A 13088-nucleotide genomic window follows, 5' to 3' on the forward strand; every position below is an offset into this window, starting at 1 on the left:
ACACGGCCACGGAGACGTTTTCATGAGCCTTCGGCTGCAGGTCGGCTTTGCGAGCATCGCGATAGGCCTGCTGGTGCTCGGTCTGAAAATGGCATCCTATTGGCTGACCGGCTCTGTTGCGCTTCTGTCGGACGCCCTCGAGACGATCGTCAATGTTGCATCGTCATGCGCTGCCGTCTTTGCCATCTGGTTCGCATCCAAGCCTGCTGATTCCAACCATCCCTATGGACACGACAAGGCAGAGTATTTCGCGGCTGTTCTTGTTGGCGTAATGATTGTTCTCGCTGCAATCTCAATCTTTTATGCTGCTTGGCAGGGCTTTGTCGCTCCGAAGCCAATCTCTTTTTCCGCAACCGGTATCGGTGTGAACCTGCTGGCCGCTGTGATTAATGGCCTTTGGGCCTGGTTCCTTGTCGGATTCGGACGCAAGAACAGATCACCTGCACTGTCTGCTGACGGACGGCATCTTTATACTGATGTCGCAAGCTCCCTAGGAGTTGTTGCCGGTGTCCTGCTGGTGTTTGCCACCGGGTGGCGCTGGTTAGACTCGCTACTTGCGTTGCTGGTTGGTTTGACAGTTCTCTGGTCGGGCTGGAACGTCATGAAGGAATCTGTCAGTGGCTTGATGGATGAAGCAGCATCCGAAGACGTGCTTGAAAAGATCCGCGGCCTAATCAGTGAACATGGTGACGGCGCGCTTGAAGCCCACGACCTGCGTACCCGCCTGGCCGGCCGGATCACCTTCGTCGACTTTCATCTAGTCGTACCCGGAGCGATGACAGTGGAGACCGCACACGACATCTGCGATCGGATCGAAGAGGCTATCGCCTCCGACATTCCCGGCGCACGCATCACGATCCATGTCGAACCGGAGCACAAGGCAAAGCACTCAGGCATTGTGGTGCTTTGATTTTAGAGAGTTGAGAGGCTGCCCATGGCGTTTGACGCAATCCTGTTCGACTGCGACGGCGTTCTCGTCGATTCGGAAATTATCTACGGCGCGGTGGAACAACTGTTTCTAAGCCGGTTGGGCCTTACTTACGACCACGCCACTTACAGGACGCGTTTCACTGGCCTTGATCCGCGGGCCTATGTCCGCGAGGTCCAAGCCATTTACGCTCGGGAAATCGGCACCCCTTTCCCCGATGGTTTTTTTGATGACATGAATACCGAAATCGAAGCGCGTCTTGACACGGATTTGCAGGCGATACCCGGCATAGACCGACTGCTCGCCGGACTGAACGGAAAGACAAAGGCTGTTGCCTCATCTAGCCAGCTGGATCGCTTGCATCGAAAGCTCGCCAAAACGAAGCTCGCGCGCCACTTCGGCAGCCATGTGTATTCGGGGGAGCAGGTAGCGATGGGCAAGCCGGCGCCCGATCTCTTTTTATTCGCCGCTCGGCAGTTGGGCGTTGGACCGTCAAACTGCCTCGTGATTGAAGACAGCGCGAATGGCGTGAAGGCCGGTGTTTCTGCGGGCATGACTGTCTGGGGTTTTACCGGCGGAGGGCACAGCCATGCGCGGCATGAAACCGATCTCCTTGAAGCAGGAGCAGCGCAGGTATTTCCTTCTCACGAAACCATCGCCGCAGCGCTGCGGCAGCATTGAAATGGTGCGTGATTGTTTGCACGCTCCGCCCTCTTTCGCAGAACTGAAAGGGGCGGCCGCCGGTCCAGTGTCGTGGGCAGGGAGCGGACCGGCGGCAGAACTGGAAGGGGTTTCCAGTATCAAGGTGGTCGGCTGCTCTCCTTGATGTAATTAACATAGGGATTGATGACGAGCTTCGTTGTGATGCATATCACACGGTGACCGTTTCCCAGCTAGATGGCGATCCGGTCCATCAATAAGAAAACCCGGGGCGTACCCCGGGTTAAGGTTGCGGTCCGAGCCAACGAGACCGCGTTGGGAGTTGATAGCGAACGCATCACATGCGCTGCGAACCTGTTCCAAATTCCGGATAGGCTTCGACACCAACCTCGACCTTGTCGAGACCCAGTGCTTCCTCCTCGTCCGACACACGGATGCCGATTGCCGCCTTCAGAATGAACCACACAACCGCGGAAGCAACCACGGTGAAGACACCGTAAGCGACGATACCGGTAATCTGCGTACCCCAAGAAGCCCCATCGTTTGACAGCGGGACAATCAAAGTGCCCCAGATGCCGGCGAACAGGTGGACCGGGATCGCACCAACGACATCGTCGATTTTCAGCTTATCGAGCAGCGGTACGGTAAAGACGACAATTGCTCCACCGACGGCACCGATGAACACGGTTTGCCACACGCTGGGCGCCAACGGCTCGGCAGTGATCGCGACGAGGCCGGCCAAAGCACCGTTCAGCGCCATGGTTACGTCGACCTTCTTGTACATCACCTGGGTTAGGATAACCGCCGCAACAACACCAGACGCAGCCGCCAGATTGGTGTTGGCGAAGATGCGGGAAATGTCGGTTACGTCACCGATCGAACCCATTGCCAGCTGCGACGCACCGTTGAAGCCGAACCAGCCGAGCCACAAGATGAAAGTGCCGAGCGTTGCAAGCGGCATGGAAGAACCCGGGAGCGGGTGAACGCTGCCGTCGGCCGCATATTTGCCTTTCCGGGCGCCAAGGATGATGGCACCGGTCAGAGCCGCCCAGCCACCCACAGAGTGCACAAGCGTTGAGCCCGCAAAGTCGGAGAAGCCCATTTCAGCCAGCCAGCCGCCGCCCCACTGCCAGGAACCTGCAATCGGGTAGATGAAACCAGTCAGCACGACAACGAACAACAGGAATGGCCAGAGTTTAATCCGTTCGGCGACGGTACCGGATACAATAGAGGCCGCAGTTGCAACGAACACCATCTGGAAGAACCAGTCGGACGCAGTGGAGTAACCGGTATCGAGGGCGTCGCCACCGACAGCATCGAAAGCGTACGGGCCAAAGGAACCTATAAATCCGCCGTCAACGCCGGAATACATCAGGTTATAGCCGGTGATCCAGTACATCAAACCAGCAATAGAATAGAGCGAGATGTTCTTCAGACACTGCATGGATACGTTCTTGGAACGCACCAAGCCAGCCTCAAGCATGGCAAAACCTGCTGCCATCCACATGACGAGAAAACCGCCAATCAGGAAGAGCAGAGTATTGAAAATGTAGGCGACTTCCGGGGAGACCGGGACCGCCTCGGCGTCCTGTGCGAGCGCAGGCATAACCATCAGGCCAAACGCTCCGAGTGATGCCGCGCCTCTTGCGACGAACTTGTTCATGGTGGATTTCCTCACAATCATCAAAGAGCTTCGACGTTGGTTTCGCCGGTGCGGATGCGCACAACCTGATCAATCGAGTAGACAAAAATCTTGCCGTCACCGATCTGCCCGGTTTTCGCGGAAGACGAGATGGCATCGACAACCTTGTCGACGGCGCCCTCGTCCACTGCGACCTCGATTTTCAGTTTCGGTAGGAAGCTGACGGCGTATTCTGTGCCGCGGTAGATTTCGGTATGCCCTTTTTGGCGGCCATAACCCTTTACTTCCGTAACCGTCAGGCCCTGGATGCCGATACCGGTTAAGGCATCTCGCACCTCGTCGAGCTTGAACGGCTTAATAATGGCCATCACTATTTTCATCGCTCGTTCCCGTTCCTTCTCATTTCGCCCCTCCCCGTCGAAGAGGCTCGGCCGGCCCGCCTGGTTCCCCCCTTCAAGGTTCCGCCCTGCCGATCCTTCAAGAAGGTTCCCAGAGCCCGCAGACGCACGAAGACGTGCCGACATCGCTGCATGACTAATCAAGGAGCGTGCCAACTTGAGCTAACCTATATTTTCTTGCGTAGTTTCAGATGCTTGAGACCGAGAGTACGACTTTGGAAGAGGGTTTTTGCCTGCCTTATAGAAGCCGCAATGACGCTTAAATATTGGGCATAATCAAAATACTGCACTTATAATAGGCAAATAATTGAATTTTCAATAATGAGGCTAAAAAACAGGCAGGAACTGGTTAGGCTGAGAAGCCATGGTCTGCCAGATAGGCGCGCTCCTGCTCTGTGCTCTCCCGGCCCAAGACTTCATTCCGATGAGGAAACCGGCCAAATCTTCGGATCACATCCATGTGGATCAGCGCATAGTGATAAAATTGTTCAATTCCGAGCCGCCGGCACAAATCAACGCTTTTTTCTTGAGCTGCCATGTCTTCAGCATGCTCAAACGGCAAATAGAAAAATACCCGGACATCTCTGGGAAAGGCCTGATCGAAGCCCCGTTCGACCGCATGCGTTGCGACATCAAATGCACGTGCATCAGCTTCGAAGGCTCTTGCGCTTCCGCGGAACACGTTGCGCGTTAACTGGTCGAGAACGAGAATGAGTGCCAGGGCACCGTGCGGCATTTCCTGCCACGCATTAAGGTCTCCGCGCTGTGCGCTTTCGATGGTCGGCAAGAATCCATCCCGGCACTCCTGGTCGAATTTCGCACCTCCGGCGAACCACTTTTCAGCTCCCGCCTGCCACCAGAAATCCAGAACCTCAAGCGGTGTTGCGACGGATGCAGACATGGACTCAATTCCTTTCGAAGCGATTTGCAGATCAAAACAGCAACCTATATCACTGCTCAACCGCAACGTTTCAAGAACAAGGCAAGCTGAATTGAGCGCCGACCATACACTCGACGTGAAGGGACTTAAGTGCCCGCTCCCAGTCCTCAAAACTCGCAAAGCCATGAAATCCCTGGTGCCAGGAGATACCATCACGATCCTGACGACCGATCCCATGGCAGCTATCGATATACCGCACTACTGCCAGGAAGACGGACACGTTTTGATATCGGCCGACATGGATGATACCAACGGAACGTTCGTGATTAGGAAATGCTGAGCTCGATCCACAGACGGCGCCCTAACCGGCCAGACGATCCATTTCTGTGGCCAATTTCATATCAAGTTCAGTCAAACCGCCGGCATCATGCGTCGTAAGCGTAACTTCAACCGTTCGATAGACATTTGACCACTCCGGGTGGTGATCTATTTTCTCGGAAACAATAGCCACACGGGCCATAAATCCGAAAGCATCGATAAAATCCTTGAACCGATAGGTCTTAGCGATCGCTTCCCGATTTTCGACCATGTGCCAGCCCGTTAAAGCCTGCATCGCGGCTGCCCGGTCCTCCGGTTTTAAACGCTCGGCCATTCTTCCTCCCCTTTGGTTCAAATAATATGCGATAGATCTGCACATAGGCCGTGATTGGGCCTATTCCAGTCTGCCACGAACGGGAAAGCCCCTCATGACATGTCAGCGGATTTTGTTTGTCTGTCTCGGGAATATCTGCCGATCCCCTCTGGCTCAGGGTATTTTTGAAAAACGCGCCCAGGATATCGGACAAGCTGATGCGTTCAGTTTCGATTCAGCCGGAACGGGGGCGTGGCATGTTGGAAATCCGCCAGATCCGCGCTCGATCGATATTGCCCGTGTGCACGGCATCGATATTTCGTCTCAGCGGGCCCGCCAGATTGTTCGGTCTGACTTAGAAGACTTCGATGTGATCCTAGCAATGGACTCGAACAATCTGGCGAACCTTAACCGGATGGCACCTGTTGGCCCGGTGGCCAGAATCGAGCTGCTTTTCCAAAGCCCCGCACGGGACGTACCAGATCCTTATTATGGCGGTGACGGTGGATTTAACACCGTCTTTCGGATGATCCGTGAACGGTCAGAAGAAATACTACGTTAACGCTCTGAGGTGGCAACTGCCGGTGCATGGAAAATGGTCATAATTTCGACGTCGATTCTGCGCTATTGATCAGCCAAATCTTGCAAAGGTTCCGGAAATGAAGCTCGTTTGGTGGGCTTTGGCCGCCATCCTGATTTTTCTTGGGCTTGCCACAGTGTGGCTACCCATCCCAACGGGTGTGCCGCTAATGGCACTCGGAGCAATTGTCATAATCGCGACCAGCCGAGGCGCTGCGCGGTCTATTCGGAACCGACGCCGAAGTGGAACACGGCTTAACCAGGTCTTTACCTGGCTGGAAGACCGAGCCCCAATCTACTTCTCTCGTATCCTGCGCCGCACACGCCCCCGGAAAAAGCACTGATCGAGCAGGCCGGCCAATACGGATTATTTTCGGCATGCAACTCTCCGCCATTAGAAGCGTTTTTTAACTGCATCAAATTTGCTGCGAACCCTCGAAAGGAGAAGCAGATGAGCGGTTTGAAAATCGACCGAAAGGCATGGGTGCTGGTCGGAGACGGCGAAAAAGCCTTGATTTTTCGAAATACCGGGACGCGCGCGCACCCCGAATTGGAAGTCATCACGCTGTTGGATCAGGATAATCCGAAAACGTCACATCAAGGCACTGACGCCCCGGGACGGAAAAGCGATGGCCCTGGCAATCAGGTGAGCGCCATGGAGGAGACGGACTGGCATCAACTGGAGAAGCATAGGTTTGCAGTCGAAATGGCCGAGCACCTTTACAAGGCCGCTCACAAAAACAATTTTTCGCAACTGATTGTCGTCGCCCCGCCAACAATCCTGGGCAACCTCAGAAAAGAATTCCATCCCGAGGTTGCCGACCGGGTTGTTGCTGAGGTCGACAAGACTTTGACCAACCATCCGCTGGATAAAATTGTATACATACTGACCGAAAAAACGGCAGCGTAACTTTAAGCCGTTTTCGTGAAGATGTGTTTCAGGTGCGCCCCCCATAGGCGCGCCTTTTTCATGCAGAGAGCTGCTCCGGTCGCCAGCTGACGCCCACAGCGGGTAAACCAAACATCCAAATGCCGATCATGCACAAAACGCGGCCCGGCCACATACAGGAAACGGTAGGTCAGAAGCAGCACCAACAGGGTTAAACCCCAAGATATAAGCGTATCGGATAGAAAATGGCCGCCGAATGCAATCCGGTTAAGCGAGAGCAAAAACCCGAGTGGCAAGACGAAACACAAAATTGCCGAACGCCAAGCACGCGGCGCAACAAAAGCCAGTGCAACCAGCCACATCGCAGCAGACGCTTCTCCGGACACGAAGGAACAATTGCTGTCGCAGGCGTTTGATGGAACCCAGACATATTGAAACGGCAAATCTCCACCAAACTCCTCAACGCTGCGCGGACGGGGGCGGCCCCAATTGTCCTTGAGAATCGCATTCACCAATATGCCCGGTCCAATGATCAGTGTCGAAACGAGGAATACCGGGATCCTCAGCGGCAACAAGGGAGCACGGCCCGGCACCAGCAGCTTGAGCAACAAAACCAGGACACAAACAATCGCCGTAACCTGGATCAAGTAGGGACCGAGATGCCGGAATTCGCGCAGGATCGGAATGTTTCCCGCAGAAAACCCTGCATCATCAGAGTAGAACAGCCCGCTCGCCCATATATCGACACGAGGAAAAACCAAAAAAAAGACAGATATAACAATAACATATAGTGATGTTGCGATGATTGGATGTGAACAAGTCCAATCGCGTACCTTGCGCAAATACATCCGCGTTCTATTCTGTTTTTTGTCGGCTCTGGTCATGGCGGCTGTTTAGCCCATCCGCGCCAAAGGGCCAATGGTTTCGCTTCAACTGGCGCAAATCGCGCTGCAGCTCGGGAGCTGAGTGGACATATGCACCATCGCCCGAAACTTGCCATTCCTCACTTGCCGACCACATCCGCTTTTCGGGCCACCCTCCCTGCAAAACCAAAATTGCAATTCTGGTTCGATTTCGCCTCCACATACAGTTACCTGTCTGCAATGTGTATTGACCGGATCGCCAAAGACCGACAGGTGACAATCGTCTGGCGGCCGTTTTTGCTGGGTCCCATCTTCAAACGCCAAGGTTGGACCACATCACCGTTCAACATTTACCCGGCAAAAGGCCGCTACATGTGGCAGGACATGGCACGCCAATGCGAAAAACTGAACCTTCCGCTATGCGTTCCAGACCCCTTCCCGCAGAACAGTCTGCTTGTGACCCGTATTGCGCATGACAACCGCGAGGAGCCATGGCTGCCGGCATTCGTTCAAAGCGTGTTTTCCGCAGAATTTGCACAAGGCAAGGATATCTCAGACCCTATGGTTCTCTCTTCCCTTCTCGCCGGTGCCGGCGCTGAAGACCCCGCACTTCACCTGAGACGCGCTGAAACCGACGGATTAAAGATGAGTCTCCGAAGAACAGTGGAAGAGGCAGAATATCGCGGCATCTTCGGAGCGCCAAGTTTCGTCACCGAAGGTGGTGCGCTTTTCTGGGGGCACGACAGGCTGGAAGATGCGATCAATGAAGCCCTGATGCTGCCCGGCTAGCGGCGGTACGCAAGGCGTCTGTGATAGGGGCCCTGCCACGCGTCAAGCTTGTTCCAGACTGTATCAGTCCGCCGGTTTCTATCGAGGCGTGTTCAGTTCAGCCTTGAGAACAGCGTAGAGATTTGCCGGGTCAAGAGGCTTGCTCACCGTTTGAACGATCCCTGCTAATTTGAGCTCGTCCGCACTGACCGTTTCAATCGCTGCGGTCACAGCAATCAAAGGCGGCAGGTTTTGATCAGCAAGCACCTCTCGCGCTTTCCGTGCCACTTCCATCCCGCTAATGTTCGGCATGTACAAATCGAGCAGCACGGCATCGAAACGGTTCTCGCGCAAGCTCTCAAGGGCAGCCTCGCCGCCGGATGCCTCCGCAAAAGTCAGGCCAAAAGTTTCAAGCAGGGCGCCGAGAAGCCGTCTGTTCGTGCCGTTGTCGTCAACAATAAGGACATGCCCCTGAAGGCCGGCCCCCGACGACTGCCCGTCGTCATGCAAGTACGGGGTGTCTGCGCCACAAACATGGACCTGCGAAACCCGAAGCGCGAAGCGGCAGCCTGCTCCCTCGGTGCTCTCAAGCGTCAATTGGCCGCCCATCTTGCCAGCGACATCCAAGGCGCTCGCAAGACCGAGCCCGGCCCCCTCAATCGCGCCTTGTGCTGCGCTACCGCGGACATAAGGCCGGAACAGGCGCGCCTGGTCGATCTCTGCAATGCCGGGGCCGGTATCGGAAACTTCGATGAGCACATCGGCGGGCGCGCCATCCTGTTCCACAAGACGCGCCGATAGTGTCACAGTACCAGCCACGGTATATTTGATGGCATTGTCGAGCAATGTGGTAACGACGCGCCAAACCGCAGGCGCGCTGACCACAGACGCATCGTGAGGCAAGCTGCCCAGGTCTACGCGAAATACAAGACCTTTTTCTTCCGCCAGCGGCGCAAACAGGCCCGCGGCCGAACGGAGAACCAAAGCGGTTTTTGCAGCATGAGGGCGAGACTCGATTCCCGGCTGGCCATCTTCAATCAAGCTTGTCGTCATGGCTGCAAGCGAAGTAATCGCGTCAGATAGCAGAGAAAGCCTTTCCCTCTGACGGTCACTCAGAGGTTCCGCCCCGATTAAATCAGCAGTCAGCTTCATAGCTGACAAAGGTGTTCGCAAATCATGGGCCAAGAGTGTAACCGGATCTGCGTCTTCGTGATCTGTCATGTGCCGCTGTCCCCGGCAAGTCAGAGAGGAGCATCTGCTGAACTTGCAAAACCCTGAAAACACCTACATTGTCCCGCAGGATCGCCGCCGGCGAGATGCTGAAAACCGGTTACCGGCTTCCTCCTTGATCCTGAGGTTCTTTTGCATTTTCACCACGACCATCCCCAGGTTGGCAAACCCGCGATTGGCGAAATCTGACTAGGCCCATGGCATCAGGCGTTTTTTCTATCGTTGTCCCCGTCTTTGTTCTGATCGGCATCGGGTACACGCTTGCCCGATTTAATGTCCTTGGAAAAACCGTAGGCGAGGCCTTGGGGCAATATGTCTATGTCATTGCAATCCCGGTTCTCATCTTCAAAACGCTTGCAGTTGTCGATCTGGCCGGCGAAAGCCCCTACGCTTTGTGGGCGAGCTACTTTCTGGGGGTCGGCGGTGCTTGGTTGCTTGGGACTCTTGTCATCCGCAAAGGGTTTGGCAGGGAAGCAAGAGCCGGTGTTATCGGCGGCATTTCCGCGGCCTTTGCCAATACAATCATGGTAGGCTTGCCGTTGATTTCCGAACTGTACGGAGACGAAGGCCTTGTTCCTATTCTAATCATTATTTCGGTTCACCTGCCGGTCATGACGATTGTCACCGCCATCTTGATGGAGCGCGCCGTTGCGCTCGATGGTCAGGGCGGGCCGCCAAATCTTGCCGCACTTCTCAAGCAGATGGCAAAAAGCCTGATTACGAACCCGATTGTCATCGGCATTTTGTGTGCCGTGCCATGGCGGCTGGCCGGACTTCCGGTTGAAGGCGTTCTGGCAGAGGTATTGAACAGAATTGCTGCGACGGCGCTGCCGGTGGCGCTGTTGTCGCTCGGGATGAGTATGGTGCTTTATGGTATCCGCGGAAACACCCTCCCAGGTCTGATTTTAAGTGCCATCAAGCTTGCGATCATGCCCGCGCTTGTGTTTGTGGCAGGAGCTTTTGTGTTCCAGCTACCACCGCTATGGACAGCGGTTGCAACCCTCACAGCTGCCTGCCCGACCGGGATAAACGCCTATATCTTCGCGAACCGATATGGCACCGGCCATGCCATGTCGGCAAATGCGATCACTGTCACTACGGCCGCCGCGGTTGTCACCACCAGCTTGTGGGCAATCCTGATCGGAATCTGGCAAAGCTCGGGATAGGCCTTCACAAACCAACCAGTTGGCGGATATCCGCGGGTGTCGATCCTGCTTCGCGCAGTGATCTCAAGCTGGTTGACCGAGTCGACTTCGAGAGCTTCTTGCCATCCTCTCCCAGGACCAGATCATGGTGGCGGTAGACGGGTGATGGAAGTCCTAAAAACTGCTGCAAAAGCCGGTGTAGCGAGGTTGCATGATAAAGGTCCTTACCACGCAGAATGTCTGTCACGCCCTGATATGCGTCATCCAGAACGACCGACAAATGATAGCTAGTTGGAGTTTCCTTGCGCGCCAGAACAACGTCCCCCCACTGAGAGGGATCACAAGAAACCGGATGCGGAGCTTCGGCCAAGGCGTCCAATGACGATCCTGCCTCTTGCCAGGTCAAAGAGGATTTCAGATACCGCATGGCCCGAACCATATCGACGCGGACAGCATAACTGGCACCGCTTGAAAGCCGCTCGATGCGTTCGTCATCCGACAAGACCATGCCATCATTTGGGGAGACCGGGACGCCATCAGGATCCTTTGGCCAATCATTGCCTTCTTCAACACAGTCCGCGACGAACTGCTTGATTTCGGACCGTGTCAGAACGCTCCGGTAGAGGATACCGAATGCCGAGAGTTTTTGGAGCCCGGCTCGATAGGCATCGAACCGATCGGATTGACGCAGCACCGGCGTTTCCCACTCGAGGCCAAGCCATTCCAAATCCTCTAACATGTCCGCTTCAAGTTCAGGCGTGCAGCGGGTCTGGTCGATGTCTTCGATGCGTAGCAAGAAGCGTCCGCCCATTTGGCGCGCGGCTTCGTAGTTCAACAGCGCCGACAAGGCGTGGCCGATGTGCAAGTGTCCGTTTGGGGACGGTGCGAATCGAAACACCGGGATGGACATGGGCGAGAAGGCCTTTCAAAAGAAGGAAAAGGCGTAAGCACTTTATTTCTCCTACCACGTCGCCAGTTCAAGGCAACCGGCCGACCATCGAAAGACCACAGAGTTCCGTGAAACCGATCGAGACGCATGCCGACATCGCAGCAGGTCTTAACGCGTTGTTGGAAAGCGACCCCAGGCTTCAAAGCGTTGCTGAACAAGCTGGGGACATTCCGCTGAGGCGGCGCCCAGCCGATTTCGCTGGGCTCGCTCATATCGTCACAGGCCAGCAAGTCTCGGTGGCCAGTGCGTCGGCGATCTTTGCGCGGCTGCAAGACCGTTTCGATCCGCTGACATCGGACCGCATCACCATGGCCAGCGATCAGGACTTGGCCGATGTTGGCTTGTCTCGTCCAAAAATCCGGACGCTACGGGCAGTATGCAAAGCTTGTCACAACGGACTCTCCTTTAACCGGCTGGTTGAGCTTCCAGCTGACCAGGCTCATGCGCGGCTCTGCGAAATCAAGGGGATCGGCCGCTGGTCCGCCGACATCTTCCTTCTGTTTTGCGCGGGACACCCTGACATTTTTCCAAGCGGCGATCTTGCCCTGCAGATCGCGGTTCAAAAAGCCCTTGGCCTTGAGGCACGTCCGAAACCGCAGGAGCTCGATGAAATCGCAAATGCCTGGGCACCCTGGCGCGCAGTTGCCGCACGGCTTTTCTGGTCCTGGTACAAGGCTTACAAAAATAGCAAGCTCTCCCTGCCATTATAGCTCCTTTACCGCTCGGTGGAGTTGCTTGATGCAAGGGTCTCCACCGAGCGCAAAAGCAAGTCGATGTCCTGAGGCCTTGAAAGCCGGTGATCTCCGTCCGGCACGAGGGAAAAGACAACATCATCGTCCGGTAGGGCGCGCACCAGCCGCTCGGCGTGTTGCCAGGGAACATCCACATCACGCGCACCTTGGAGAATCGTAATCGGCAATCCGAACCGTAACAATTGATCGAGAATCAAGTGTTTCCGCCCATCCTCGATCAGCCTTTGCGTGATGACATAAGGATCTTCGGAATATTCGGAAGGCGCTTCCCAGCGCCCATCCCGTTGAATTGTCTCGCGTATTTTGTCGTTGAATCTGTGCTTCCACATAAGTTCTTCGGTGAAATCTGTGGCAGGAGCGATCAGAACCATTCCGGCGACTTTAGCGGTTTCCCTGCGCTTCAACGCCAGAAGAAGTGCTATCCAGCCTCCCATCGAGGAGCCGACCAGAACGGTCGGACCATCACAAAATCTGTCAAACACTGCGGAGGCTTCTTCAAGCCAGTCGCTCACGCAAGCATTTTCGAAAACACCGCCCGATGACCCGTGGCCGGAATAGTCAAAGCGCGTGCAGCGATGGCCATTTTTCTGAGCCCATTCGCCCAAGGCTTCGGCCTTGGTGCCTGTCATATCCGACTTAAAACCCGAAAGCCAAAGCAAACCCGGCGCCGTGCCCGGTACATCAAGCACAGCGATCTTCCGAAGGTTTTCCCCGATGCCGACATCGATGAATTGCGGTTCGTGCGCGGTCATATTATGGCTCACATCCGTTTCT

Annotated in this window: 16 protein-coding genes; 8 read left to right on the forward strand and 8 right to left on the reverse strand. The window is 55.3% G+C overall.

The annotated features are described in order from the left end of the window. Nucleotides 1-22: 22 nt before the first annotated feature. A complete protein-coding gene (locus JM93_RS18580) occupies nt 23-910 on the forward strand; it encodes a cation diffusion facilitator family transporter (protein ID WP_145346471.1) in 888 nt (295 codons plus the stop codon). A gap of 24 nt (nt 911-934) precedes the next feature. After that, nucleotides 935-1609: an HAD family hydrolase gene (locus tag JM93_RS18585; RefSeq protein WP_145346473.1), complete on the forward strand. Its 675-nt coding sequence runs from the start codon at nt 935-937 to the stop codon at nt 1607-1609. A gap of 316 nt (nt 1610-1925) precedes the next feature. Here JM93_RS18585 and JM93_RS18590 read toward each other — a convergent pair whose 3' ends face one another. The 3 genes from JM93_RS18590 to JM93_RS18600 form a co-directional block, all read right to left on the reverse strand. Further along, nucleotides 1926-3251: an ammonium transporter gene (locus JM93_RS18590; protein WP_145346475.1), complete on the reverse strand. Its 1326-nt coding sequence runs from the start codon at nt 3249-3251 to the stop codon at nt 1926-1928. A gap of 20 nt (nt 3252-3271) precedes the next feature. After that, complete coding sequence (locus JM93_RS18595) at nt 3272-3610, reverse strand: P-II family nitrogen regulator (RefSeq protein ID WP_145346477.1); 339 nt, start codon at nt 3608-3610, stop codon at nt 3272-3274. Nucleotides 3611-3977: 367 nt separating this feature from the next. Beyond that, nucleotides 3978-4529, reverse strand: coding sequence for a DUF924 family protein (locus tag JM93_RS18600; protein ID WP_145346479.1), 552 nt, complete (start codon nt 4527-4529; stop codon nt 3978-3980). Nucleotides 4530-4620: 91 nt separating this feature from the next. Here JM93_RS18600 and JM93_RS18605 point away from each other — a divergent pair, with 91 nt between their 5' ends. Then, a complete protein-coding gene (locus tag JM93_RS18605) occupies nt 4621-4848 on the forward strand; it encodes a sulfurtransferase TusA family protein (RefSeq protein WP_145346481.1) in 228 nt (75 codons plus the stop codon). 21 nt (nt 4849-4869) lie between these two features. On the opposite strand, the gene JM93_RS18610 is transcribed toward JM93_RS18605, so the two are convergent. Then, nucleotides 4870-5160: a 4a-hydroxytetrahydrobiopterin dehydratase gene (locus JM93_RS18610; protein ID WP_145346483.1), complete on the reverse strand. Its 291-nt coding sequence runs from the start codon at nt 5158-5160 to the stop codon at nt 4870-4872. A 94-nt stretch (nt 5161-5254) separates the two neighbouring features. On the opposite strand from JM93_RS18610, the gene JM93_RS18615 reads away from it, so the two are divergent. Beyond that, the gene (locus JM93_RS18615; RefSeq protein WP_145346485.1) at nt 5255-5701 is read left to right on the forward strand and encodes a low molecular weight protein-tyrosine-phosphatase; all 447 of its coding nucleotides are present in this window, start codon (nt 5255-5257) and stop codon (nt 5699-5701) included. Between the two features lie 468 nt (nt 5702-6169). Further along, complete coding sequence (locus JM93_RS18625) at nt 6170-6628, forward strand: baeRF12 domain-containing protein (protein ID WP_145346488.1); 459 nt, start codon at nt 6170-6172, stop codon at nt 6626-6628. Between the two features lie 2 nt (nt 6629-6630). On the opposite strand, the gene JM93_RS18630 is transcribed toward JM93_RS18625, so the two are convergent. Continuing rightward, complete coding sequence (locus JM93_RS18630) at nt 6631-7368, reverse strand: phosphatase PAP2 family protein (RefSeq protein ID WP_208995316.1); 738 nt, start codon at nt 7366-7368, stop codon at nt 6631-6633. Between the two features lie 213 nt (nt 7369-7581). On the opposite strand from JM93_RS18630, the gene JM93_RS18635 reads away from it, so the two are divergent. Then, nucleotides 7582-8259: a 2-hydroxychromene-2-carboxylate isomerase gene (locus JM93_RS18635; RefSeq protein WP_145346490.1), complete on the forward strand. Its 678-nt coding sequence runs from the start codon at nt 7582-7584 to the stop codon at nt 8257-8259. Nucleotides 8260-8337: 78 nt separating this feature from the next. Here JM93_RS18635 and JM93_RS18640 read toward each other — a convergent pair whose 3' ends face one another. Continuing rightward, complete coding sequence (locus tag JM93_RS18640) at nt 8338-9459, reverse strand: ATP-binding response regulator (protein ID WP_145346492.1); 1122 nt, start codon at nt 9457-9459, stop codon at nt 8338-8340. 206 nt (nt 9460-9665) lie between these two features. On the opposite strand from JM93_RS18640, the gene JM93_RS18645 reads away from it, so the two are divergent. Next, the gene (locus JM93_RS18645) at nt 9666-10634 is read left to right on the forward strand and encodes an AEC family transporter (RefSeq protein ID WP_145346494.1); all 969 of its coding nucleotides are present in this window, start codon (nt 9666-9668) and stop codon (nt 10632-10634) included. 4 nt (nt 10635-10638) lie between these two features. On the opposite strand, the gene gluQRS is transcribed toward JM93_RS18645, so the two are convergent. Further along, the gene (gluQRS, locus tag JM93_RS18650) at nt 10639-11523 is read right to left on the reverse strand and encodes a tRNA glutamyl-Q(34) synthetase GluQRS (protein ID WP_145346496.1); all 885 of its coding nucleotides are present in this window, start codon (nt 11521-11523) and stop codon (nt 10639-10641) included. Between the two features lie 107 nt (nt 11524-11630). On the opposite strand from gluQRS, the gene JM93_RS18655 reads away from it, so the two are divergent. Beyond that, nucleotides 11631-12272 carry a DNA-3-methyladenine glycosylase family protein gene (locus tag JM93_RS18655; protein WP_145346498.1) on the forward strand — a complete coding sequence of 214 codons (642 nt, stop codon included), beginning with the start codon at nt 11631-11633 and terminating at the stop codon, nt 12270-12272. A gap of 5 nt (nt 12273-12277) precedes the next feature. Here JM93_RS18655 and JM93_RS18660 read toward each other — a convergent pair whose 3' ends face one another. Further along, on the reverse strand, nt 12278-13066 hold the full coding sequence (locus JM93_RS18660) for an alpha/beta hydrolase (RefSeq protein WP_145346500.1): 789 nt from the start codon (nt 13064-13066) through the stop codon (nt 12278-12280). Between the last annotated feature and the right edge of the window lie 22 nt (nt 13067-13088).

The organism is Roseibium hamelinense, assembly GCF_007830545.1.
Lineage (GTDB): Bacteria > Pseudomonadota > Alphaproteobacteria > Rhizobiales > Stappiaceae > Roseibium > Roseibium hamelinense.